This window comes from Sphingomonas sp. EU05-FHT14C10 (genome assembly GCF_058790595.1).
Genome location: NZ_JBYTEN010000017.1, coordinates 62,653 through 86,188 on the forward strand (window position 1 = coordinate 62,653; position 23,536 = coordinate 86,188).

Annotated in this window: 19 protein-coding genes; 15 read left to right on the forward strand and 4 right to left on the reverse strand. The window is 65.9% G+C overall.

What is annotated here, in order from left to right:
* The first annotated feature begins 45 nt into the window (after positions 1–45).
* The 8 genes from AC3WT0_RS15315 to AC3WT0_RS15350 all read left to right on the forward strand — a co-directional run bounded on the left by AC3WT0_RS15315 (position 46) and on the right by AC3WT0_RS15350 (position 9,202).
* A complete protein-coding gene (locus tag AC3WT0_RS15315) occupies positions 46–1,251 on the forward strand; it encodes an outer membrane beta-barrel protein (RefSeq protein WP_492754302.1) in 1,206 nt (401 codons plus the stop codon).
* 16 nt (positions 1,252–1,267) lie between these two features.
* On the forward strand, positions 1,268–2,104 hold the full coding sequence (locus AC3WT0_RS15320) for a polysaccharide biosynthesis/export family protein (protein ID WP_492754303.1): 837 nt from the start codon (positions 1,268–1,270) through the stop codon (positions 2,102–2,104).
* A 25-nt stretch (positions 2,105–2,129) separates the two neighbouring features.
* Positions 2,130–3,455: a Wzz/FepE/Etk N-terminal domain-containing protein gene (locus tag AC3WT0_RS15325; RefSeq protein WP_492754304.1), complete on the forward strand. Its 1,326-nt coding sequence runs from the start codon at positions 2,130–2,132 to the stop codon at positions 3,453–3,455.
* Between the two features lie 3 nt (positions 3,456–3,458).
* The gene (locus tag AC3WT0_RS15330; protein WP_492754305.1) at positions 3,459–4,169 is read left to right on the forward strand and encodes a CpsD/CapB family tyrosine-protein kinase; all 711 of its coding nucleotides are present in this window, start codon (positions 3,459–3,461) and stop codon (positions 4,167–4,169) included.
* A 5-nt stretch (positions 4,170–4,174) separates the two neighbouring features.
* Positions 4,175–5,077, forward strand: coding sequence for an exosortase V (gene xrtV, locus AC3WT0_RS15335; protein ID WP_492754306.1), 903 nt, complete (start codon positions 4,175–4,177; stop codon positions 5,075–5,077).
* Positions 5,074–5,778, forward strand: a complete 705-nt coding sequence (gene epsI, locus AC3WT0_RS15340; protein ID WP_492754307.1) for an exosortase-associated protein EpsI, V-type — start codon at positions 5,074–5,076, stop codon at positions 5,776–5,778. Before xrtV ends, epsI begins: the two co-directional genes overlap by 4 nt.
* Before the next feature lie 78 nt (positions 5,779–5,856).
* Positions 5,857–7,350, forward strand: a complete 1,494-nt coding sequence (locus AC3WT0_RS15345; protein ID WP_492754308.1) for an undecaprenyl-phosphate glucose phosphotransferase — start codon at positions 5,857–5,859, stop codon at positions 7,348–7,350.
* Between the two features lie 439 nt (positions 7,351–7,789).
* Entirely contained in the window at positions 7,790–9,202 is a 1,413-nt protein-coding gene (locus AC3WT0_RS15350) for a right-handed parallel beta-helix repeat-containing protein (protein WP_492754309.1), read from the forward strand.
* Positions 9,203–9,227: 25 nt separating this feature from the next.
* Here AC3WT0_RS15350 and AC3WT0_RS15355 read toward each other — a convergent pair whose 3' ends face one another.
* Together AC3WT0_RS15355 and AC3WT0_RS15360 are read right to left on the reverse strand one after the other, a co-directional pair.
* Entirely contained in the window at positions 9,228–10,565 is a 1,338-nt protein-coding gene (locus AC3WT0_RS15355) for a sensor histidine kinase (RefSeq protein WP_492754310.1), read from the reverse strand.
* Positions 10,555–11,943 (reverse strand): sigma-54-dependent transcriptional regulator, encoded by a 1,389-nt coding sequence (locus tag AC3WT0_RS15360; protein WP_492754311.1) that lies wholly within the window; start codon positions 11,941–11,943, stop codon positions 10,555–10,557. Before AC3WT0_RS15360 ends, AC3WT0_RS15355 begins: the two co-directional genes overlap by 11 nt.
* Before the next feature lie 149 nt (positions 11,944–12,092).
* Here AC3WT0_RS15360 and AC3WT0_RS15365 point away from each other — a divergent pair, with 149 nt between their 5' ends.
* The 4 genes from AC3WT0_RS15365 (at position 12,093) to AC3WT0_RS15380 (ending at position 16,916) form a co-directional block, all read left to right on the forward strand.
* On the forward strand, positions 12,093–12,269 hold the full coding sequence (locus AC3WT0_RS15365; RefSeq protein WP_492754312.1) for a hypothetical protein: 177 nt from the start codon (positions 12,093–12,095) through the stop codon (positions 12,267–12,269).
* Positions 12,270–12,357: 88 nt separating this feature from the next.
* Complete coding sequence (locus AC3WT0_RS15370) at positions 12,358–13,674, forward strand: efflux RND transporter periplasmic adaptor subunit (protein WP_492754313.1); 1,317 nt, start codon at positions 12,358–12,360, stop codon at positions 13,672–13,674.
* Between the two features lie 11 nt (positions 13,675–13,685).
* On the forward strand, positions 13,686–14,366 hold the full coding sequence (locus AC3WT0_RS15375) for an ABC transporter ATP-binding protein (protein ID WP_492754314.1): 681 nt from the start codon (positions 13,686–13,688) through the stop codon (positions 14,364–14,366).
* Between the two features lie 42 nt (positions 14,367–14,408).
* A complete protein-coding gene (locus AC3WT0_RS15380; RefSeq protein ID WP_492754315.1) occupies positions 14,409–16,916 on the forward strand; it encodes an ABC transporter permease in 2,508 nt (835 codons plus the stop codon).
* A 111-nt stretch (positions 16,917–17,027) separates the two neighbouring features.
* Here the strand turns inward: AC3WT0_RS15380 and AC3WT0_RS15385 are convergent, their stop codons facing one another.
* The gene (locus tag AC3WT0_RS15385) at positions 17,028–19,775 is read right to left on the reverse strand and encodes a M14 family metallopeptidase (RefSeq protein ID WP_492754316.1); all 2,748 of its coding nucleotides are present in this window, start codon (positions 19,773–19,775) and stop codon (positions 17,028–17,030) included.
* Between the two features lie 139 nt (positions 19,776–19,914).
* Between AC3WT0_RS15385 and AC3WT0_RS15390 the strand changes: the two genes are divergently transcribed.
* The gene (locus tag AC3WT0_RS15390; protein WP_492754317.1) at positions 19,915–20,469 is read left to right on the forward strand and encodes an NADPH-dependent FMN reductase; all 555 of its coding nucleotides are present in this window, start codon (positions 19,915–19,917) and stop codon (positions 20,467–20,469) included.
* Between the two features lies 1 nt (position 20,470).
* Here the strand turns inward: AC3WT0_RS15390 and AC3WT0_RS15395 are convergent, their stop codons facing one another.
* On the reverse strand, positions 20,471–22,150 hold the full coding sequence (locus AC3WT0_RS15395; RefSeq protein WP_492754318.1) for an MFS transporter: 1,680 nt from the start codon (positions 22,148–22,150) through the stop codon (positions 20,471–20,473).
* Between the two features lie 169 nt (positions 22,151–22,319).
* Here AC3WT0_RS15395 and AC3WT0_RS15400 point away from each other — a divergent pair, with 169 nt between their 5' ends.
* Together AC3WT0_RS15400 and AC3WT0_RS15405 are read left to right on the forward strand one after the other, a co-directional pair.
* Entirely contained in the window at positions 22,320–22,943 is a 624-nt protein-coding gene (locus AC3WT0_RS15400) for a glycine zipper 2TM domain-containing protein (protein ID WP_492754319.1), read from the forward strand.
* Between the two features lie 106 nt (positions 22,944–23,049).
* On the forward strand, positions 23,050–23,424 hold the full coding sequence (locus AC3WT0_RS15405) for a glycine zipper 2TM domain-containing protein (protein WP_492754320.1): 375 nt from the start codon (positions 23,050–23,052) through the stop codon (positions 23,422–23,424).
* Positions 23,425–23,536: the final 112 nt, after the last annotated feature.

Sequence of the window (23,536 nt, forward strand, 5' to 3'; positions counted from 1 at the left end):
GGATGACCCAGCTTTTGGGTCATGTTTGGGCGTAGGGTGGCGGCATTGAAACTGGCTTCGACGATCACGATCCTGCTGATGTCGTCGGGTGTCCCGGCGTTGGCGGCGGGGCAATCGGATCTTCCGACCCGCGAGATTTCGGTCACACCAAATGTTCGCATCGAATATGACTCGAACGTCTACGGCGTGAACAAGGCGTTCGTCCCGGCGGGAAACGGGACACGCGACGATCTTCATATCGCGCCCGGGGTCGGCTTCGATCTGCAGATGCCGTTCAGCCGCCAGGCACTCTATCTGAACGGCTCGGTCGGCTACGATTTCTACAAGAACAACAGCGCACTGAATCGCGAGCGCCTCGACATCAACGGCGGCGCGCGACTCAATCTGCTCGGCTGCAATCCGACCATCGACGGCACCTACACGCGCATGCTCAGCAATCGCTATGCGCTGGTTTCTGTCGATCAGATCGACAACACCGAAACCCACCGCGCGATCGGCACCACGGTCAGTTGCGGCGGGCCGCTTGGCCTCACCTATGGCGGCAATTACCGGCATGAGAATGTGACCAACAGCCTCGCGGAACTGAAGATCCTCAATTATGATTCGGATTCGTTCGGCGCCAATATCGGCTATACGCGCCCCACGTTCGGCACGCTGCTGCTGTATGGCAACTATAACAAGATAAGCTATCCCAATCGCCTCTACATCATCGGCGGCACCGACATCGTGACCGATGGGGCGAAGATCTACAGCGCCGGCGTGAGTTTTGAGCGCAATATCGGGTCGAGGATTACGGGCAAGGTTTCGGCAGGCTATACCTGGGTCACGCCGAAGCTGCCGCTCTCGCCGAAATTCCACGGCGCGTCCTATGCGCTGAATGTGACCGCCCGTCCGATCGAAGCGCTGCAGATCGATGCCATCGCATCGCGCAGCGCCTCGGCGTCGAATCTAGCCGACGTCGCCTACACGATAACGGATCTTTATTCGTTGCAGGGTAATTACACCTTCAGCCGATCGCTTTCGGCACAACTGGGGGCGAGTTATCAGAAGCAGAATATCAACGGGTCGCCGGTGGAGACGCCCTTTTCGCAGGCCGATTATGATTTCTGGACCGCCAATGGGGGTCTTCGGTACGTTTGGAGAAAACTGACCTTCAGCGCTGACGTGTCGCACATGCGCCGCAATTCCAGGATCCTGTTCCAGCGCTATAATGACACGCGCATCGGATTCGGCGTTTCGCTTGGTCTTTGAAGCAATGGGAATGAGCATGAGCAGGTCTGTATTTGGTACGCTCGCCGCCTCGACGGCGCTCTTCATGTCGGCGGCGGTCGTCGCGCAGCCGCCCGTTCCCGCAGCCGCGCCCGCCAAGCCTGCGGTTAGCCCGGACAAGCAGGAAAAGGATCTGCTCGCCGGTTATGTGCTGGGGCCGGACGACGTTATCGAAGTCGACGTGCTCGGCCAGCCCGAGTTCAAGACGCGTGCCAAGATCCGCAACGACGGCATGATCGCCCTGCCCTATATCGGCGATGTGAAGGCGCAGGGCCTGACGATCATCCAGTTCAACAACATGGTGTCCGAGAAGCTGCGCGCCGGCGGCTATTATGCAAAGCCGTTCCTCAGCACCGATATCGTGTCCTTCGCCAGCCGCTATGTCATCGTGCTCGGCGACATCGCGCAGCCGGGTCTCCAGCCCGTCGATCGCGCCTATCGCGTGTCGGAAATGCTCGCCCGCGCGGGCGGCCTGCGTGAGACCGGCGCCGACTATGTCGTGCTGCGCCGCCAGAATGGCGAAGAGCTGAAGCTCGATTTCAGGAAGCTCGCGGCCGGCGGCGTCGAGGACGATCCGCTCGTCCAGCCCGGCGACAAGCTCTATGTCCCTGCCGCCGAGCTTTTCTACATCTACGGCCAGGTCAATGCGCCGGGCGCCTATCCGCTCAAACTCGAAATGACGCTGCGCCGCGCGCTCGCCCGCGGCGGCGGCCTCACGCCCAACGGCTCGGAAAAACGCATCAAGCTCTATCACGACGGCACGGAAAAGAAGGTCGGCATGGATTATGTGATCCAGCCCGGCGACGTTCTCGTGGTCGGCGAACGACTCTTCTGATCGCCCGCGTTAAGGGAGCAGCCCCGTGAATCTTGTTCAGTTCCTCCGCATCCTGATGGCGCGCAAGGCGATCATCATCGCGACGCTGCTTGCCTCCCTGGTGACTGCCGTCATCGTGTCGCAACTCGTTCCGCCGCGCTACGAAGCGCGCAGCCGCGTGATCCTCGATCTGATCAAGCCCGATCCGGTCACCGGCCAGCTGATCGCAACCAACATGCTGCGCAACTATATCAGCACGCAGATGCAGCTGATCGAGGATCTGCAGACCGCCGAGCCCGTCATCGACAAGCTTGGCTGGGCCAACGATCCCGCGCTGATCGAATCCTATGCGCGCGCGACCGACGGCAAGGGCACCGATATCCGCCGCTGGCTGGCGCAGCAGATCGTCGACAACACCAAGGCGAGCATGGTCGAGGGCAGCAACATCCTCGAGATCAGCTATCGTGGCTCCAGCCCCGAATTCGCCAAGCAGATCGCCGACCTGATCCGCGACACCTTCATCGAGCAGAATCTGCGCTCGACGCGCGAGACTTCGGCGCGAACCGCTGACTGGTATCGCGATCAGGCCGAGCGCGCCAAAGCCGATCTGACCGCGGCCGAAGACGCCCGCACCGCCTATGCCAAGGCGAACGGCATCGTTCTCGACGCCTCCAATACCGATCTCGAAAGCCAGAAGCTGACGCAGCTCTCGGGCGCCTCGACGCTCCCGGCGACGATCACCAACATGACATCGCCCGCGCAGACCCAGCTCGATCAGGTCGACCAGCAGATCCAGCTGGCCGCCTCGACGCTCGGTCCCAACCACCCGACCTTCATCGCGCTCCAGAAACAGCGTCAGGTCCTCGCGGCCGAAGTCGCGCGCACCGGTGGCAACGGCGGGATGAGCGCGGCGCAGATCGAGGGCAAGTTCCAGGCGCAGAAGGCCCGCGTGTTGGGTGAGCGCGACAAGATCGACCGCATCAACCAGATGCAGCGCGACATCGACATGAAGCGCGATCAATATCAGAAGTTCGCTTCTTCGGCGGCACAGCTCCGCGTCCAGGCCGATGTCGGCGAGACCAGCCTCGAGCCGCTCGGCAACGCGACCGCGCCCTCGAAGCCGAGCTTTCCGAACATCCCGCTGATCATCGGTGGCTCGATCGGTCTCGGCCTCGCGCTCGGCGTCGGCTTCGCGCTGCTCGTCGAGCTGCTCAACCGCCGCATCCGCAGCGATACCGATCTCGAGCATGCCGCTGGCGTTCCCGTCTTCTCGGTGGTCGGCAGCACGCGCAATCCCAATGGCCTCGTCAGCCGCATCCTGCGTTTCTTCGATCGCAGGAACCGTCGGCGCGGCGAGCTGGCGGAGGCTTAAGTCATGGACAATATCGATATCATCGCCAGCGAGCCGCCCGCCGAGCCCGCCGCATCCGAGACGAGCTGGGAAGCCGGCCCCGAATATCATATCGCGTCGGTGATGCTGTCGGACCCGACGAGCATCAATGCCGAGGCGATCCGCGGGCTGCGCACGCGCATCATGGCGCAGCACGTCCGCGAAGGGCGTCGCGCGCTCGCCTTCTGCACGCCCTCCACCGGATCGGGCTGCACCTATTCGGCCTTCAATCTGGCGGTCGCCATGGCTCAGATCGGCGTCCGCACCGTGATCGTCGACGGCAATCTGCGCACACCCAGCATCGCCGGGCTGTGCGATCTGCCCGATGGCACGCCGGGCCTGTCCGAATATCTCGCCGATGAAGGCATGCGCCTGTCGCAGATCATCAACGCGGACGTGCTGCCTAACCTGTCGGTGGTCGCGGCGGGTGCCGTCCCCGCCAATCCGCAGGAGCTGCTGTCGGGCGACCGCTTCCGCTCGGCGGTCGATCAGCTGCTGCGCCAGTTTCAGCTCACGATCATCGACACGACGCCCAGCAACACCTGCACCGATGCGCAGCGGGTCGCGACGGTCGCCGGCTACAGCATCATCGTCGCGCGCAAGCACAAGACGCATTACAGCGATGTGCAGATGCTCGCCCGTCTGCTGCGCGCCGACCGTTCGGTGATTGTCGGCACCGTCCTGAACGACTTCTGATGGACATGAGCAGCTCCGTGCGCTCCGGCGACAGCCGCGCGGCCCTCGCCGCGCACTGGCCGCTTTTCCTCGGCATTCTGGCGCTGCTCGTGCCGACCATCGTCACCATCGCCCGCCAGACCTGGACGGCGGAGGCCGGTGTCCACGGCCCGATCGTTCTCGCGACCGGCATCTGGCTGGTCGCGCGGCGCTGGAAGGAGATGCTCGGCATCCGCCAGCCGGGATCGCCGCTGATCTTCTGGGTGGGGTCAGCGATCCTGCTCGTCGCCTATATGCTCGCGCGCGCCTTCGATTTCCTCGTGATCGAGGCGGCGGCGCTGCTCTTCGAACTGGTGCTGATCTTCTATCTCTATTTCGGGCGCGAGGCGGTAACCCGCATGTGGTTCCCGATCCTCTATCTCTGCTTCGCCGTGCCCATCCCCGGCTGGGTGATCGACACGATCACCGCGCCGCTCAAATCCTTCATTTCGCATACCGCGACCTGGCTGCTCACCAAGGCCGGCTACCCGATCGTGCGAGAAGGCGTGACACTCTACATCGCGCAGTATCAGTTGCTGGTCGAGGATGCGTGCGCCGGCCTCAATTCGCTGATCAGCCTCACCGCGATCAGCCTCTTCTACATCTACATCCTCCACAATGCCTCGGTGCGCTACTCTCTGTTCCTGATGCTGTGGATCATCCCGGCGGCGCTGCTCGCCAATCTGGTGCGCGTCATCATCCTCGTGCTCATCACCTATTATTTCGGCAACGCGGCCGCGCAGGGCTTCCTGCACTCGACCGCAGGGCTGGTGATGTTCGCCACCGCGCTGCTCGGCATCTTCGCCGTCGACAGCCTGATGACGCCCATCCGCAGGATGCTGACCAAGTCGACGCCTCCCGCCCCTCCGGCAGGGGAGCAGGCGGCATGAACCGGCGCGATCTCCTGATCGGCGCGGCCTGCCTCGTCACCGCCGGCGGTGCCGAGGCGATCCGCCCGCGCAACCGCATGTCGCTCGTCCACGGCCGCAAGCTGGCCGATGCCATCCCCCTTGCCTTCGAGGGCTGGAAGCAGATGGATACCAACGCGATCGTGACGCCCGAGAGCGACAACAGCCTCGCAAACCAGCTCTACAGCCAGCAGGTTTCGCGCCTCTATGTCCGCCCGAACGGCGACTATGTGATGCTGCTCATCGCCTATGGCGATACGCAGAGCGACAGCCTCCAGCTTCACCGGCCCGAAGTCTGCTACCCGGCATTCGGCTTCCAGGTGACCGAGAGCGTGGCGTTCGACTTCGATCTCGATCGCGGCGTGACCATCCCCGGCCGCCGCCTGACCGCCTCGACGCCCGACCGCACCGAACATATCAGCTACTGGACGCGCATCGGCGAATATCTGCCCGCCGACGGCCGCCAGCAGCGCTCGATGAAGCTGCGGCAGGCGATCGCGGGGATCATCCCCGATGGCGTGCTCGTCCGTATTTCCAACGGGCTCAGCGACCGCGATGCGGCCTTCGATCTCAACGAAGCCTTCGCGCGGGCGATGATCCGCGACATGAAGCCTGATATGCGCGCGGCGCTGATCACCTCAGAGAAGGCCCGGGAGCTCAGCCAGCCCCTGGGCAAGGCGTGATCGCATGGCGGCCGCCCGGCGGGACCGGCGCCTGACGCGCGCGGCGGCACGCTCGAAGGGCCGGCGGGGGCTGCCGGCATGGGCGTGATGGCGCCCCCGCCCGAACCAGCGGGCGCAACGACGCCGGCAGCGGCCAACGTGCAGGTCGATGCGCAGAAGCGTTCGCCGGCGATGATGGAATTGGCGGTGCTGCTGCTCCGCCTTATCGAGATCGTCGTCATCCTCGGTTCGGCCGCGCTTGCGGCGACGCTGACGATCGATTCCGTGCCTGAGGGCATGGCCGGCACCTATGTGAACACCGTGCTCGTCGCGGCGCTGTTCTTCGCGGGGCTGAGCGAGATCACCGGCTGCTACGACGTCGACGTCCGCTTCCAGGTCCGCCAGTCGTGGAGCCGGGTGATGACCGCCTGGCTGGCGACGCTCATCTTTCTCCTCACCCTGGGCTTCCTGCTCAAGGTGTCGGACAACTTCTCGCGCGGCTGGGCGCTCGGCTGGTTCGGCATCGGCGCGGTCGGGCTGCTCGGCGTCCGCGCGGCCGGCACAGGCTGGATGCTCCGTTTGAAGCGGCGCGGCGTGTTCAACCAGCGCGTGGCGATCTTCGGCGCCGAGGCGCAGGGCGACCGGCTCGCGCGCTACATCAACGGCAATGACAAGCTGACGATCGATCTCGTCGGCTTCTTCGACGACCGCACGCCCGATCGTCTGCCCGACCGCGAGACCAGCCTCGCGCTGCGCGGCAATCTCGACGATCTGATCGAACTCATCCGCGAAGGGCGGGTCGAACAGGTCATCGTCGCGCTGCCCTGGTCGGCCGAGACGCGCCTGCAGGAAATCGTCGCGATCCTCTCGGTCACGCCGGTGCGCATCCGCCTCGCGCCCGACATGGCGGTATTCGCTTTCGCGCAGCGCCCCGTGGTGATGCTCGGCGACCTGCCGGTGATGACGCTGTTCGAACGTCCGATCTCGGGCCTCGACCAGGTCATCAAGAAGATCGAGGACCTCGTTCTCGCCTCGCTGGCGCTGCTGCTGGTCTCGCCGATCTTCCTGATCGCCGCGATCGCGATCAAGCTGGACAGCCCCGGCCCGGTCTTCTTCCGGCAGGAGCGCGAGGGCTTCAACAACCGCCGCTTCCGCATCTGGAAATTCCGCTCGATGCGGCAGGACCGCTGCGAGGCCGACGCGATCGTCCAGGCGACGCGCGGCGATCCGCGTGTTACGCGCGTCGGCTGGTTCCTCCGCCGCACCAGCATCGATGAGCTTCCGCAGCTCTTCAACGTCATGACGGGCGAGATGTCGCTCGTCGGCCCGCGCCCGCACGCGCCATCGACCCGTGCGGGTGAGCGCCTCTTCTCCGATGTCGTCGCCAATTACGCCGCGCGGCACAAGGTGAAGCCCGGCATTACCGGCTGGGCGCAGGTCAATGGCTGGCGCGGCGAGACCGATACTGAGGAAAAACTCCTCCGCCGGCTCGAGTGCGACCTCTATTATATCGAGAACTGGTCGGTCTCGCTCGACCTTTACATCGTCGTCCGGACGGCCTTCTCGCTGCTTTTCCAGCGCGCCGCATACTGATTTCGGCTCCGTTCGGACGTCCGGCAGGCCGTCCGGTTAGCGATATCAGCGGTAATTTTCCCTTTTGTCGTGCAATTCACCGCGAAAGCTCGGCGCTTCGCCGCCGTTAACCATAATTCGCTTGCGTACACGCCGACTCATCCCCGACAATGTAAAAGTCAAAAACGAAACGGTCGCGGGGAAATCGCTAAACCACATTGGCGTTCGGCCTTTGCCGATAATCGTGCGCATCGCACGTCATAGTTAAACCAACGATAACCAAAGCCACCGACTGCCATCAAGGGCTGTATCGGGTCCGTAACATTATCCACGAAGGCCTCACCATTACGGCTTTCGGCGGATTAACCAGTGATGTGAACAGTATATAATGACCAGCGTCCTATATCCCGGAATAGTGAGTGGCACGCCGGCGTCTCCCGTCGGCAGTGGGAGACCCGGGGTGGCAGATATTCAGATCAACGGCAGCGCAGCGCTTACGGCGGCGCTCGCCAACGCAAAGGGCGGCGAAACCTTCGTCCTCGCGGCTGGCGACTATGGCGATCTCACGCTTTACGCCCAGAATTTCGCTTCCAACATCACGATCAAATCGGCGAGCAGCGGCAACCCGGCGCATTTCAATACTGTCAGCGTGCTCAGCAGCTCGAACATCACCCTTCAGGGGCTGGACATCGGCCACGCGCTCAGCTCAAGTGAGCAGGACTATTCGCCGATGGCCCGCGTCTCGGACGCCAGCAACATCGTGTTCAACGGGGTCACTGTTCATGGATCGCTCGACAACGATCCCGGCAATGACGGCCGCGGCATCCAGGTCGCCAACTCTTCCGGCATCACGGTTACGAACTCCGAGTTCACCCAGCTGTCGACCGGCATCGTTTTCAACGGCTCGTCGAACATCACCGTCAAGAACAATAATGTCCACGGCATGCGCAGCGACGGCATGGATTTCGCCAGCACGTCGCAGGTCCTGATCGACGGCAACTCGTTCCGCGACTTTTCGCCGGCCGAGGGCGACCACCCCGACGCTATACAATTCTGGAACAAGACCGGCTCCAGCAGCGTCCGCGACGTCACGATCATCAACAATGTCGTGCTTGCCGGCACCAGTTCGGGCTCGCAGGGCATCTTCATGTCGGACAATGGCGGCTACGCCTACAAGAACGTCCTCATCCAGAACAACCTGATCTTCACCGGCGGTCAGTGGAACGGCATCCTAGTGGCGGGGGCCGACGGCGTGAAGGTCATCGGCAATACCGTGCTGTCGCCGTCGAACGACAGCCTGATGGCGTGGATCCGCATGGACGACATCACCAACGGCCTCGTCCAGAACAACGTGACCGACAAGATCATCAACGAGGGCGCGCATACCGCCGTCCTCCTCAACAATCTGTCGATCAACGGCGATGCCGCCGCGCAGGCGCTGATCCCCAGCCTGCTCCACGGCGCCAACACGACGATCGCCGATCTGGTCATCGCGGGCTATGGCTATCACCCGCTGACCTCGACCCCGTCTTCCTCGGCGTCGAGCAGCTATTCGAACGCCGGCAGCCTGTTCAGCTCCGTGCTCGGCCAGATCTACACGGGCAGCACCGCCGCCACGACGGCGACCAACGACGTCGACCGCATCATCCCCGCCTTCGCGATGTCTAATCCGTCGGCGGCGGACGCGCAGGATCTCGGCAAGCTGCTCTCGGCGGCCGGCCTCACGTCGTCTTCGTCTTCTTCTTCGTCGTCCACCTCGACGACGCAGGCGCTCAGCACCGCTTCGACGGCGGGTAGTGTCGTCGGCAGCGACACGATGGCGCACGGCTCGCTCGCCACGCTGCTGAGCCAGCACACCCACGCCATCGCCTGAGGCTTGCCCCGGGGCGGCCGCGCTTTCAGATATTGATGCGAAAGCGCGCGCCGCCGTCCGGCGCGTCGTCGATCAGGATCGATCCGTCATGCGCCAGCACGACCTGGCGCGCGAAGCTCAGCCCAACGCCCGTGCCCTTCGCCTTGGTGGTGAAGAAGGGGAGGAAGACATCGCCGCGCATGGCCTCGGGCACGCCCGGGCCGTTATCGGTCACGTCGATCCGCACCCCGCCGCGCGTCGCGGCGATGCCCAGCGCCAGCCTGGCCTGAACGCTGCCTGCCGAAGCAGCCTCGGCACCGTTACGCAGAAGGTTGATCAGCACTTGAGCCAGCAGATCCGGATCGGCGTCGACGGTGAGATCGCCGGGCTCGACGGTCAGCGCCAATGTCGCGCGATCGGCGGGCCAGTCGGCGGCGAAGAGGCGCTCGAGCTCCTGCGCGAAGGGCAGCGCGGCGAAGCGGCGGCGGCGGATCTGCGGCGCGCGGCTGACCTGGCGATAGGTCTCGACGAAGTGCATCACCCCGTCGGCGCGGCGCGACAGCGTCTCCACCGCCTCGCGCGCATCGGCGATGGCGGGATCGCCATGATCGTCCAGACCGCGCATCAGTTCGGCCGCGGTGCGCGCAAGCGAGGTGACCGGCGTCATCGAATTCATGATCTCATGCGTCAGCACGCGGATCAGGTCGCTCTGCGCCGCGACCTCGACGGCGTTGAGCGCATCCTGGATCGGCTGGATGACGACGACCCGCGTCAGCCCGCCCAGCCGCTGCACCGCGGCCGATCGCGCCATCGCGCGCTGCGGCCCGGTCGGCAGCATCAGCTGGACGAGGCGGCGGCGTGAAGGGTCGCGCTCGGCGAGATAAGCGGCAAGATCGGCCCCAAAGGGCGCATAGTCGGCGGCTCGGATCCCCGCACTCACCGGAAACAGCCGCCGCGCCGATTTGTTGATCGGCGTGATCCGGCCTTCGGGATCGATAACCAGGATCGCGGCGGGCGCGTCGTCGATAAGGGCTTCGTGGAAGCGCTGGATATCGGCGTCGCGCGCGCGTTCCTCACGCATCTGCGCCATGCTCGCGTCCAGCGCCGCGCCTAGCTCGTCGAAGCCGCCGCCCGACCGTTCGTGCCCGAAACGCGCGGTCATGTCGGCGAAGCGCATCGCCTCGACGAAGCGCGCCACCTCGCGATTGGTGCGCTCGACATGCCGCCACAGCAGCCAGACGGCGCCGGCGACGAGCAGCCCGGCGACGATGCGCGCAGCCCCCAGCCCCGGCTCAGTCAGGCTGAGCGCCAGCAATGCCACCGTGCCGAGCAGCAGCGCCAGCCGCACCGCGAGGCCCAGCGTGAAGCGCGCGCTAAAGCCCATGCTTCTCCATCCGCCGGTAAAGTGATCCGCGCGTCAGCCCCAGTTCGGCGGCGGCGAGCGAGATATTGTAGCTGTGCTTGCGCAGCGCGCGCTCGATCATCTGCCGCTCGGCGCGATCGAGATTGAGATCGTCGACGGTCGCGGCGGGCTCGATGGCGATCGGCGCGGGTGACGCTCGCCCAATCGAGAAATCCTCGATCGTCAGCGGCCCGTCGCCGGCCAGGATCGTCGCGCGCTCGGCGGCGTGACGCAGCGCGCGGACATTGCCGGGCCAATCATAGGCGACGAGCGCCGCCATCACGCCTTCGGGGACCGGCTGACGCGCGCGGCCATATTTGCGTGCGTAGATGTCGAGGAAATGCTCGATCAACATCGGCACGTCCTCACGGCGCTCGCGCAGCGGCGGCAGCATGATCTCGACCGTGTTGAGCCGGAACAGCAGGTCCTGCCTAAAACGCCGCTCGTCGTTGAGTTCCGCCGTCGTCATGTTGGTCGCCGCGATCACGCGCACGTCGATGTCGACGGGGCGGTTCGCGCCCACCGGCGTCACGCGGCGCTGCTCGAGCGCGGTCAGCAGCTTGGGTTGCAGGTGGAGCGGCAGGTTGCCGATCTCGTCGAGGAAAAGCGTGCCGCCGTCCGCCGCCTCGATGCGCCCCATCCGGTCGGCGCGCGCATCGGTGAACGCGCCTTTGACATGGCCGAACAGCTCGCTGTCGAACAATGTCTCGGCGACCGCGCCAAGATCGACCGAGACCATCAGTGTCTCGGCGCGGCGCGACAGGCGGTGCAGCTCGCGCGCCACCAGTTCCTTGCCCGTGCCGTTTTCGCCCAGGATCAGCACATTGGCGTCGGTCGGCCCGGCGCGCGCGATCAGCGAATGGACGCGCGCCATCGCCGGCGACCGGCCGAGCAGCGCCGTGTCGCCGGCAGGCGCCGCGACCGTCACGGCCTTGCGCTTTTCGGTATCGATCGCGCGGCGCGACTGACGCAGCGCCGCCGCCGTCCTGACCGTCGCCAGCAACCGCTCGTTCGACCAGGGCTTGGACACGAAATCGGTCGCCCCGCGCTTCATCGCCTCCACCGCGATCTGCACGCCGCCATGCGCGGTGATCATCACCACCACCGCTTCGGGATCGCTCTCGAGGAAGCGACTGAGCCAGGTGAAGCCTTCGCGCGCATCGGTCGCCCCGCGCGCGAAATTGGCGTCGAGCAGAATGGCGTCGGGCTGCCGCCCCGATATCGCGTCGAACGCCTGCTGGGGGTGCGTCGCCACCACCACTTCGGCGAAGAGCTCGCGCAGCAGCAGCCGCGCGGCGAGGAGGATATCCTCGTCGTCGTCGACGACGACGCACAGGTCGAATGGCTTTCCCCGCTCCATGTCCGCTTCCGTACAGATACTGTCCGCTTCCGGACAATCAATAAGCGTGCCAGCGCGCCACTACGTTCGACGAACGACGTTTTTCCGCGCGTTTCGCAACTTGGCACGGCGCCTGCAACGCTACCGACGTCTCAACAAGGAGTTTGACAATGTATACCCCCGAAAGGCGCCCCTTCCAGTCCGCGATCGCCGCTCTGCTCTTCGCGTCGGCCGTCACCTTCGCCACCGTCGCGCCCGAGCCGGCGCATGCGGATGCCGGGAAATCCGGCGTTTCCTGCCTCGCCTCGGCGCAGGCCATGCCGTCGCCGCGTCACATCCTGGCCTGATGCCGGGGATGATCGTCGTGGGGGCCGCCATGTCCGTTTCCGGACACCAACTGTCCGTTTCCGGACGCGGGGCATGCGGAGCACGCCGATGAGCGTGATCCGCATGCCCGCCGAGGCCCGCAACGACGCCGGCCCGAGCAGCGGCGGCGCGATGGATCGCGTCGTCGAACGCAAGGGCATTTCAAAAAGGATCAAGCTGGCGATCGCCGCCGGCGCGCTGGCGATCGCGGCGGGCGGCTTCTACGCCTATGCCCCGCGCGCGGACCAGCAGACGGTCGCCGCCGACAGTCTCACCATCTCGCCCGTCACCAAGGGCGTGTTTGACGATTTCCTGCCGCTGCGCGCGCGCGTCACGCCGCTCCTCACAGTCTATCTCGATGCGATCGAGGGCGGCCGGGTCGAAAAGGTGCTCGTCGAGGACGGCGCAACCGTCACCGCCGGCCAGCCGCTCGCGGTGCTCTCCAACGCCGAGCTCCAGCTGTCGGTGCTCGCGCGCCAGACCGAGGTCACCCAGCAGGTCAATTCGATGCGCAGCCAGGAACTGGCGCTGTCGCAGACGCGCCTGCAGAATGAACGCGCCCTGCTCGAAGCCGAGCTGGACCTGCGCAAGGCCGAGCGCCAATATGCTCGCGAACAGCCGCTGGCCGCCAAGGGTTTCGTCTCGGGCCAGGCGTTTCGCGACACCAGCGACAATCTCGACTATCAGCGCCATCGCCGCGACGTGCTGAAGCGCGCGCAGTCGAGCGACGAGCGCCTCCAGACCGGCCAGCTCGCCCAGCTCCGCGCCTCGGCGGATTCGATGGAATCGGGGCTCGGCATCGCGCGCGCCAATCTCGATGCTCTCAATCTGCGCGCGCCCGTCTCGGGCCAGCTTTCATCTTTCTCGATCCAGGTCGGCCAGTCGATGGCGCGCGGCGAGCGCCTCGGCCAGATCGACAGCCCCGGCCGCAACAAGCTGATCGCCGGGATCGACGAATTCTACCTCGGCCGCGTCCAGACCGGGCAGATCGCGACCGCCGAGAGCGGCGGAAAGACGTGGAAGCTGAAAGTCTCGAAAATCTATCCGCAGGTGAAGAACGGCCAGTTCGAGGTCGATCTCGTTTTCCTCGACGGCGAGCCGCAGGGCCTCCAGCGCGGCCAGTCGGTGCAGGTCAGGTTGACGCTGGGCGATCCCGCGCCCGCGCGCCTGATCCCCGGCGGCGCCTTCTACAACGACACCGGCGGCGCCTGGGTGTTCGTCGTCTCGCGCGACGGCAGCCAGGCGGTCAAGCGCCAGGTCCGTCTCGGCCGCCGCAACGCCGATTATATCGAAGTGCTCGACGGCCTGGACGTCGGCGAGCGCGTCATCACCTCACCCTATGCCGGTTTCGCAGACAAGGACCGGCTCGATCTCACCAGGCAGTGAAAGGCCCGATTATGCTCAGCATGCGTGAACTCTCGCGGGTCTACCGCACCGACACGGTCGAGACGACTGCGCTCGACCGCATCGATTTCACCGTCGACGAAGGCGAATTCGTCGCGATCATGGGGCCTTCGGGCTGCGGCAAATCGACGTTGCTCAACATCATCGGCATGCTCGACAGCCCATCGAGCGGCTCCTACCGCTTTGCCGGGCAGGAAGTGGCGGGGCTGAGCGAGGCCGGCCTCTCCGACGTGCGCAAGCAGAATATCGGCTTCATCTTCCAGAGCTTCAATCTGGTCGACGAACTGAGCGTGCGCGAGAATGTCGAGCTGGCGCTGCTTTATCACAAGGTCGCCCCCGCCGAGCGCAAGGCGCGCGTGGATCGGGTGATGGACCGCGTCGGCATCGCGCACCGCGCCAAGCACCGCCCCAGCCAGCTTTCGGGCGGTCAGCAGCAGCGCGTCGCCGTCGCGCGCGCGCTCGTTGCCGAGCCCAAGCTCATTCTCGCCGACGAACCGACGGGCAACCTCGATACCCAGCATGGCGAGGAAGTGATGCACATGCTCCAGCAGCTCAACGTCGAAGGCTCGACCATCGTGATGGTCACGCACTCGCCCGCTCATGCCGATTATGCCGGCCGCGTCGTCAACATGCTCGACGGGCGCATCCTGCAGGAACATCGCCGCGCGGCCTGAAGGCGCGGCGGGAAAGCGGGATAGGGAAAGGAAAGACAAGTCATGTGGCGCAATTATCTGACCGTCGGGCTGCGGGCGCTGGCCAAGAGCCGGGTCTATGCCTTCATCAACATTTTCGGCCTGGCGGTCGGCATCGCGGCCTGCCTGATGATCCTGCTCTATGTCCGCTATGAAAGCAGCTACGACAAATGGCTGCCCGACAGCGACCGCGTCTATCAGTTCCAGAGCTATTACCGGAGCACAACAAGCTCGGACAGGTTCGACAATCAGGGCGTGCCTTATGTGACCAAGGCCGCGCTGCTCAAGGATTTCCCGCAGATCGAGACCGCCACCTATGTCGGCGGCGGCGTCTCCATCACCGTGCTCAACGACGGCCGCGCGATCGCGCCCGAAAACGCCTATCTGGTCGACAGCCCGTTCCTCGACGTGATCGAGCTGCCGATGCTGCACGGCGACCGCACGGCGCTGACGCGGCCGGGCAACGCCATATTGAGCGCGAGCGAGGCGACGCGCCTGTTCGGCAAGACGGACGTGGTGGGCCGGACGCTCAGCGTCATCGTGCTGGGGGTCAAGACCGACTATCGCATCACCGGCGTGTTCAGGGACCTGCCCAAGAACTCGCACATGGAATTCAACCTGCTGCTGCGCGCCGACATGCCCAGCCTCTACAAGCAGGCCAATAACGAGCCGTTTCTGACCCAGTGGGGCTGGACCGCCGGCTGGGTTTATACGAAGCTCAAGCCGGGCGCCGACGTCGCGCAGATCAACAGCCAGTTCGCGGCCTGGAAAAAGCGCAACATTCCCGACGAGACCGTCAACGGCCGCCGCTCCAACCAGGGCGACGGGCGCACCTATGCCCTCGTCAACATCCGCGACGTTCATCTCGGCGAAGCCCAGGGCTCGGCGATGACACCGGGCAACGACAAGACGACGATCGTCACCTTCTCGGTGATCGCGGTGCTGATCCTTGCCATGGCCTGCATCAACTTCACCAATCTCGCCACCGCGCGCGCCGGCCAGCGCGCACGCGAAGTCGCGCTGCGCAAGGTGCTGGGCGCGACGCGGGGCCAGCTCATCCTGCAGTTCCTCAGCGAATCCATTCTCCTCACCGCCATCGCCACTCTGGTCGCGCTGGCGCTCGCCGAGATCGCAATGCCCTGGTTCGCGCATTTCCTCGATGCCGACCTCGCCGTGCGCTATGTCGGCGCGGACGGGATCCTGCTTGCGGTCCTTGCGCTCGTCCTGATCGTCGGCGCGATCGGCGGCCTCTATCCTGGCTTCTATCTCTCGCGCTTCCAGCCCGCCCGCGTGCTGAAGGCGAACAAGTCTGCTTCGGAAGCCGAGGGATCGGGCCGGCTGCGCAGCATCCTGGTGGTCGTGCAGTTCGCCGTGTCGATCGGTCTGATGGCCTGCACCGCCGTAATCTACAGCCAGACGGTCTATGCCCGCTCGCTTGACCCCGGCTACAAGCGCGACGGGCTGCTACAGGTCTTCGGCATGGGCTCGTCCAGGCTCCAGGGCCGGCAGGACGAACTGATCCGCGCCATTCTCGCCGTTCCCGGCGTCGAATCCGCCGGCAGGACGGGAATCGGCGTCAACACCGGCAATACGTCGAGCACCACCGTCGACCTTCCGGGCCACAGCGATCCGATCGAAATCGGCATCTACCCCGTCGATGCCGGCTATTTCCCGACCATGGAGATTCGCACCGTCGCCGGCCGCATCTTCGATGCGAACCGGCTGATGGACGACCAGACCACGCCCGACAAGCGCGATGAGGCGGTGGAAAGGGCGCTGACGGCGCGCGGCGCGAATATCGTCATCAACCAGTCCGCCGTGAAGCGGCTCGGCTTCGCCAGCGCGCAGGATGCGGTCGGCAAGGTCGTGGAATATGATCGCGGTCCCGAGGATGGCGGCGTCATGCGCCTCAACGTCGTCGGCGTCGTGGCGGACTCCCGCTTCCGCAGCGTTACCCGGCCGATCGAGCCGATCATGTTCTATGTCCAGAAGAACGCGACCAACTGGCTGATGGTGCGCTATCATGGCAATCCGGCGCAGGTGCGCGCGGGGGTTGAGCAGGTCTGGCGCCGTTTTGCGGCGGAGGTGCCGTTCGACGCCGAATTCAGCGACGCGATCATGGCGCGCACCTACAAGCGCGTCGACGCCCGCGCCCAGATGTTCGCCATCTTTGCGCTGCTCGCGGTGGTGATCGGCTGCCTCGGCCTGTTCGGTCTCGCCGCTTTCACCGCGGAACGGCGGACCAAGGAGATCGGTATTCGCAAGGTGCTGGGCGCCCGCACGCGCGACATCATCCGGCTGCTCGTCTGGCAGTTCAGCCGGCCGGTGCTGATCGCCAATATCATTGCCTGGCCGGTGGCCTGGTGGGTGATGCGCAACTGGCTGAACAGCTTCGATGCGCGCGTCGGGCTTGGCCCCACGCCGTTCGTCGCGGCGGGGATATTGGCGCTCGCTATCGCCGTTGCGACGATCGCCGGCCACGCCTGGCGCGTCGCCCGCGCTAACCCGATCAACGCGCTGCGCTACGAATAAGCCCTTCCCGTCATTGCGAGGCGGCGCAGCCGACGAAGCAATCCAGAACGATGCCGGGCATCGGGCTGGATTGCTTCGGCCCACGGCCTCGCAAGGACGGGAGCCTTGCCCTCAATCGCGCGACGACGGGCCGTAGTAGATGCCGTTGAACAGATATTTGAACGTCGCATAAGGCTGGCCGCGCTGGGTGACTTCGGGCCCGAGCAGATAGACATGGCCCTTGCCGAGCGGCGCGTCGACGATCGCGGTCGTGCCGTTCAGCACCTTCTGGCCCCATGCCCAGCCCGAAATCAGCGCATCGTCGCTGTCGAACCACGTCACCTTGCGCGCCGTGCCACCGTCGGCAAGGCGGAAGACCGGGCTGTTATAGTAGAAGAGCTTCACATCGGCCGGCACGCCATAGGCGATCGGGTCCGAAGGATCGGTCTTCGCCGCCAGGATCGATCCCGGGATATAGAATTTGGTCGAAGGCAGCGGCTTCGCCTTGCCGTCCTTGTCGGTGAAGGTCAGCGCGTCGGTCACCGGCAGGCCGATATCCGGCCCGATCTTCGCGGCATTGCCCACCGCGATCACCGTGCCGCCCGCCTTGGCGAAGGCCGCGATCTGCGGATAGCTCATCTCCTTGCTGACCTTGCCCAGCATCGCGCGATATTCGGCCGGCAATTCCTCGGCCTTGGGCTGGCGCCAGCCGCGCCCGATCACGTCGCTCTGCAGGATGATCACGTCATATTTCCTGTCGAGCCCGCCCTTGTCGATCTCCTGCGGGAAGACCTTGGTGTAGGGGAATTCATACTGGTCGAAGATCCAGCGCGTCCAGCCCGAGGCCATCGACCCGCCATAGACGTCGACCAGCCCGATCCGCACCGGCTTCACGGTCACGCTCTCGCCTGCGGGCTTCGCGTCGACGGCATAGGCGTCGATGCCCAGCGGGCCGACGCTCGCGGTCACCACCGATTTCGCGGCGGCGCTGGCCGGAATCCATAGCGCGCCCGGGGCCAGCGTCTGCCCCCCCGCCGTCACGCTGCTCTTCATCCAGTGGATGGCGACATGCGCCTTCAGCAGCCGGTTGGTGAGGATGAAGCTGTTGTTGGTCGCGTGGCTGACGACATAGCCCGCCTTGCCGTCGCCGATCACCTGCCCTGCGGGCGGCGTCATCTCGTCGGGAACGGGCGTGAAAGTCTGCGGGAAGGCGTCGAGCACGCGATCGAACTTCACGTTCATCTGCAGCGCCAGCGTATAGCCGGTGATGTCATAGGGCTTGAGCGGCGGGCCGCCCGGATAGGCGAAGTCCTGCGGATGATCCTGCGGCTCGAACATGTCGAGCACATGCGGGCGATAGGCCTGGTCGGCGCGCACCACGAAGGATCCGGCCGGATAGCTCTTGCCGCCGAAGCTGAAGGCGCTGTCGGCGCGCTGCACCTCGACCCCGCCCTTGATCAGCGCGTTGAGGAACTTGACCGTCGTCGGCATGTCGGGCTGCGCGTCGGCGGGGATGATGAAGGCGCGCGGCGCACGCGCCGCCGGGTCCTGCAGCACGCTCTTGTAGAGGCTGGCGTCGACCACCTTGGCGCCGCGATATTCGCCGTCGGCATCCTCGGGCGCCTTCAGCTTGGTCGCCGCCGCCTCGACTGCCGCGATCCGCTTGGGGGTGACGACCCAGCTGTCCTCGCTGCCCTTGGCGATCTGGTTCCGCCCCATGACATAGCGGTTGTAGAGCATCGTCTCGCGGTTGCGCGAGGCGAAGTCCATCACCGCGCGGTCCATCGACTTCACATAGTCGATCGACTGCTGGAAGTGCCAAGTCTGCGGGGCGATCGGCGCGGGGATGTCCTCGCGCGCCAGCTGGTTTTCGGGGACGAGCGGGATTTCCATCGGCGTCGGGTTGCCGATGATCTCGGTCAGGATGCCCAGCACATTGTGGAAATAGCCCATGGTGCGGACGCCGCCGTTGAACCAGGTCGAATAAGGCGCGCCCGATCGCATGATCGAACCCGGCTTGCCCTCGGCGATCAGTCGTCCGTGCATCTGCATCGCGAGCGTGTCGGTCTGGTTGATGACCAGCGGCTCGTAATTATAATTGAACGGGTCGCGGAAGGGCGGGATGAACACCACCGTTCCCACCGGCCCGGTCTGGTGCTCGTTGTAGATGATCTGCGGGAACCACTCGCGATAGGATGCGCGGTTCATGTTGGTCGTCTCGGGCTGGGTCGAGGCGTAGCTGTCGCGGTTGTTATCGTGGCCGACATATTTCTGGTACAGCGTCGGGATCGTGCTCGTGTTGCGCTTCTTCGGATCGGCGGGGCGCATATACCAGTTGGCGACCAGCTCCAGCCCGTCGGGATTGGCGAAGGGGAAGAGGATGATGTCGTCGTCCAGCAGGCGCAGCGTCTCGGCGTCGTTGCGCGTCAGCATCTCCTGGATGATCTGGATATGCGTCTGGGCGTTGACCACCTCGGTCGCGTGGAGGCCGGCGTCGATCCACACCATCGCCTTGCCCTCGGCGGCCAGCGCCCTGGCCTGATCGTCGGTCAGCCCCTTGGCGAGCGCCAGCTTCTTGGCGATCTCCTTGTAATGATCGAGCCTGGCGAGGTTCGCGGGCGACGAGACGATCGCCATATATTGCTCGCGCCCCTCGGCGGTCTTGCCGATGCTGATCAGCTTCATCCGGCTGCTCTCGCCTGCCACCTTCTTCAGCCAGGCGCTGATCTGCGTGTAGTTGGCGAGGAAATAGTCCGATCCGGGCTTGCCGCCGATGATCGTCTCGGGCGGCGTGATCGCGTCGCTGGTCGCGGGCGCGGCGGCGGCGAGCGGCGAGACGGCAAGCGTCAGCAAGGTGGTGGCGAGCAACAGGCGACGCATCGGCATTGACCCCTTTTTCGGATGCGCCGGCCCCGTCACCGGCGATCATTGATATCGGCGCGACATATCCGAAAGGATGACGCGCTTGTCCAACCCCAAAAGCATCTGCGAGAGGAGACCGGCAACATGGGAGTGAATGATGGCGAAGCTGGTCGGCATTTCGGGAAGCCTGCGCAAAGGCTCGTTCAACACCGCGCTGCTCCGCGCCGCCGTCACCCTCGCCCCCGAAGGCTCGACGATCGAGACCGCGACGATCAGAGGCATCCCGCTCTATGACGGCGATGTCGAGGCCGGGGGCTTCCCGCCCGCCGCCACCGCGCTCAAGGATGCGATTGCCGGCGCCGACGGCGTGCTCCTCGTCACCCCCGAATATAACAATTCGATCCCCGGCGTGTTCAAGAACGCGATCGACTGGGCGTCGCGCCCGCCCGCCGATGCCGCCCGCATCTTCGCCGGCCGGCCTTTCGCGGTGATCGGCGCCTCGCCCGGCCGCTTCGGCACCATCCTGTCGCAGGACGCCTGGCTCCCCGTCCTCCGCACATTGGGTGCGTTACTGTGGACCGGCGACCGGCTCATGGTCTCGTCGGCGACGGGCCTGTTCGACGCCGACGGCAATCTGACCGACTATGCTACGCGCAATCGGCTGCGCAAGTTCGTCGCCGGCTTCGCCGCCTTCGTCGACGCGCGCCGCTGACTCAGCTCGATCGCGTCGGATCGGTCATCGGGTCGGCCAGCTCGCGCGCACCGCGCTCGAAATAGGCCGGCAGCGATCCGGTCTGGCGCTCGATCAGCCGGTGGACCCTGGGCGGCCCCTCGCCCGAATGGAGCGCGCGCACATGCGCGGCGATATCGGCATCGTCTTTGGTGATGCGCTGGTTGTGCCGCAGATAATCGATCCATGTCGGCGTGTGATAGCGCTCCAGCCACAGCTCGGGGTCCTGCAGGTCACGCATCAGCGTCCAGTGCCGCGCGCCGTCGCGCCGCCGGATCCGCCGCCGCTCGGCCATGGCGTTGAGGAATTCGAGCACGTCTTCCGTGCGGATGCGATATTCGATGGTGACGACCACCGGCCCGCTGCGCGGCTCGACCGGCACGGCGATTTCGGGCGGCTTGAAGGCGCGCAGGGGCGCAAGGTCGATCTCGCGCAATTCGGGCAGGCGCAGCTTCAGCCCCATCAGCGCGCACAACCCCATCACCAGCGCCGCGCCGACGAGCGCCCCGGCAATCTCCCAGTCCTCGGCGATCAGCCCCCAGATCCAGCTGCCGACCGCCATGCCTCCGAACACCGCCGTCTGGTAAAGCGCCAGCGATCGCGCCACCACCCAGCGCGGCGAGAAAAGCTGCACCGTCACGTTGAAGGTCGACAGCGCCATCACCCAGCCCGCGCCGCAGATGGCGAGCATCGCCATGCTGAGCGGCAGCCAGGGGCTGAACGCCACCGCCGCGCTCGCCAGCCCGAAGGTCAGCGCGCACAGCCGCACCAGCGCCTCGCTCGACAGCCGGTCGCGCAGCCGCCCGCTGAGCAGCGCGCCGCCCACTGCCCCAAGCCCGAACGCACCGAGCAGCAAGCCGTAGGTCAGCGGTCCGCCGCCCAGCACTACCTTGGCGACAAGCGGGTTGAGCGCCGGCACCGCGCTCGCCGCGATGCCGAAAACCAGCGCGCGCGCCAGCACGCGCCCGATGTCGGGCGACATGGCGACATAGCGTATGCCCGCACCCATCGCCGTCGCCAGCCCCTCGGGGGGCAGGAGCCGGGCCTCGCGCGCCGGCCGCCATGTCGCCAGCACCACGACCAGCCCGACATAGCTGAGCGCATTGAAGCCGAAGGCCGCCGCCGCACCGGCCGCCGCGACGATCAGGCCGCCGATCGCCGGCCCCGTGCTGCGCGCGATGTTGAACCCCATCGAATTAAGCGCGACCGCGCCGGGCAGGTCGCCGCGCGGCACCATGTCGCCGACCGAGGCCTGCCAGGCCGGGCCGTTGAAGGCGGTGCCCACCCCGATCAGGAAAGTGAAGATCAGCAGCAGCCAGGGCGTTATCCAGCCGAGCAGCGCGAAGACCGAAAGCAGTGCCGACACGACGAGCATGAAGCCCTGCGCCCACAGCATCACCAGCCGCCGGTCCATATTGTCGGCGATCGCGCCGGCGACCAGCGACAGCAGCATGATCGGCAGCGTCGTCGATGCCTGCACCAGCGCGACATACATGGGAGAGGGGGCGATCCCGGTCATCATCCACGATGCGCCGACCGACTGGATCAGCCCCCCGAAATTGGACACGAGGCTCGCGATCCACACCGCGCGGAAGATCGGGTGGCGGAAGGGCGCAAGCGCGGACGGGCGCTGTGGCGGCGCGTGCGGGTCGGGCTCGCTCATATCTTCTCGATGCACCCGTGCAACGCAAAGGCCAAGCCGCGAGTTTGGTGATAATATCGATCATCGGGCTCGCCTCGTCTGAACGCCGCTTGTCGGTGGCGATCAGCCCCCGTTCATCCGGCGGGGCGCATTCGGGGCGCGTTACATATGCTCATGTTATGAGGTTGTTATGCGCAAGGCTCTTCTCGCCAGTCTCCTGGCCTTCGTCGCTCCGGTCGCCGTTTATGCCCAGCCGTCGCCGCCGCCCGGAACCACGCCCCCGCCGCCGGCCGCCGCGCAGCAGGGTTATGCCGCGCAACAGGGCTATTATGACGATCAGGCCTATGACGAGCGCGACGATTATGCGCGCGACCGGTTCAACGACGCGCAGGATCAGGGCAATTACGCGCAGGACCGCTCGATCGACGCACAGCAGCAATATCAGCGCGACCGCGATCAATATTATCGCGACCGCGCCGAATATGAGCGGTCGCGCGCCAACTATTATCGCAGCCGCGACGCTTATTATGACAGCTACGCGCCGCCGCCTCCCCCGCCCCCCGTCGCTTATGCACCGCCCCCGCCGCCTCCGCCGAGCGGTGTCGTCGTCGGCGGCACCTGGCGCGGTTCGGACGGGCGCACCTATTGCAAGCGTTCGGACGGGACGACCGGCCTGATCGTCGGCGGCGCGGGCGGCGCGCTCATCGGCCGCGCGATCGATGGCGGCCGCCACCGTGCGGTCGGCACGATCATCGGCCTCGCCGGCGGCGCGCTGCTCGGCAAGGCGGTCGAGCAGAACGCGTCCTGCCAGTAAGCGCATCCGCTCCGGGCGCCGAACCCGAAAATCGTTACGGGCTCATGCAACCGGATGCAGGTTCGCGGTGTTGGGTTGCTGGGAACGTAACTGGAGGAACTCAATGATGCGCAAGCTCATTCTCGCTTTGTCGATCGCAACGATGCTCGCGCCGACCGCGCCCGCCTTCGCGCAGCCGCCTTATGGCCGCGACCCGGGCTATGATCGCGGCTACGACCGTGGCGGCTATGATCGCTATGGCCGCTATCGCGAGCCGCGCCGCATCGGGCGCAACGACCATGTCTGGCGCGGGCGTGACGGCCGCTATTATTGCAAGCGCGACAATGGCACGACCGGCCTGATAATCGGCGCGGCGGCCGGCGCGCTCCTCGGCCGTGCGGTCGATGGCGGGCGCGACAAGACGCTCGGCACCATCCTCGGCGGCGTCGGCGGCGGCCTGCTCGGCAAGTCGATCGACAGCGGCGATCTCAAGTGCCGCTGATCTGAAAGCCCGTTTGAGATCGGGCTCCAAGCGCAGTGGGGGGGGGGGGGGGGGGGGGGGGGGGGGGGGGGGGGGGGGGGGGGGGGGGGGGGGGGGGGGGGGGGGGGGGGGG

Excerpts from the sequence above, each read along its gene's own strand:
- AC3WT0_RS15370 (WP_492754313.1), top strand. The coding sequence starts at position 12,358 with ATGAGCGTGATCCGCATGCCCGCCGAGGCCCGCAACGACGCCGGCCCG.
- AC3WT0_RS15380 (WP_492754315.1), top strand. The coding sequence starts at position 14,409 with ATGTGGCGCAATTATCTGACCGTCGGGCTGCGGGCGCTGGCCAAGAGC.
- AC3WT0_RS15320 (WP_492754303.1), top strand. The coding sequence starts at position 1,268 with ATGAGCAGGTCTGTATTTGGTACGCTCGCCGCCTCGACGGCGCTCTTC.
- AC3WT0_RS15385 (WP_492754316.1), bottom strand. The coding sequence starts at position 19,775 with ATGCGTCGCCTGTTGCTCGCCACCACCTTGCTGACGCTTGCCGTCTCG.
- AC3WT0_RS15360 (WP_492754311.1), bottom strand. The coding sequence starts at position 11,943 with ATGGAGCGGGGAAAGCCATTCGACCTGTGCGTCGTCGTCGACGACGAC.
- AC3WT0_RS15400 (WP_492754319.1), top strand. The coding sequence starts at position 22,320 with ATGCGCAAGGCTCTTCTCGCCAGTCTCCTGGCCTTCGTCGCTCCGGTC.
- AC3WT0_RS15395 (WP_492754318.1), bottom strand. The coding sequence starts at position 22,150 with ATGAGCGAGCCCGACCCGCACGCGCCGCCACAGCGCCCGTCCGCGCTT.
- epsI (WP_492754307.1), top strand. The coding sequence starts at position 5,074 with ATGAACCGGCGCGATCTCCTGATCGGCGCGGCCTGCCTCGTCACCGCC.
- AC3WT0_RS15345 (WP_492754308.1), top strand. The coding sequence starts at position 5,857 with ATGGGCGTGATGGCGCCCCCGCCCGAACCAGCGGGCGCAACGACGCCG.
- AC3WT0_RS15355 (WP_492754310.1), bottom strand. The coding sequence starts at position 10,565 with ATGGGCTTTAGCGCGCGCTTCACGCTGGGCCTCGCGGTGCGGCTGGCG.
- AC3WT0_RS15405 (WP_492754320.1), top strand. The coding sequence starts at position 23,050 with ATGCGCAAGCTCATTCTCGCTTTGTCGATCGCAACGATGCTCGCGCCG.
- AC3WT0_RS15365 (WP_492754312.1), top strand. The coding sequence starts at position 12,093 with ATGTATACCCCCGAAAGGCGCCCCTTCCAGTCCGCGATCGCCGCTCTG.
- AC3WT0_RS15330 (WP_492754305.1), top strand. The coding sequence starts at position 3,459 with ATGGACAATATCGATATCATCGCCAGCGAGCCGCCCGCCGAGCCCGCC.
- AC3WT0_RS15390 (WP_492754317.1), top strand. The coding sequence starts at position 19,915 with ATGGCGAAGCTGGTCGGCATTTCGGGAAGCCTGCGCAAAGGCTCGTTC.
- xrtV (WP_492754306.1), top strand. The coding sequence starts at position 4,175 with ATGAGCAGCTCCGTGCGCTCCGGCGACAGCCGCGCGGCCCTCGCCGCG.
- AC3WT0_RS15375 (WP_492754314.1), top strand. The coding sequence starts at position 13,686 with ATGCTCAGCATGCGTGAACTCTCGCGGGTCTACCGCACCGACACGGTC.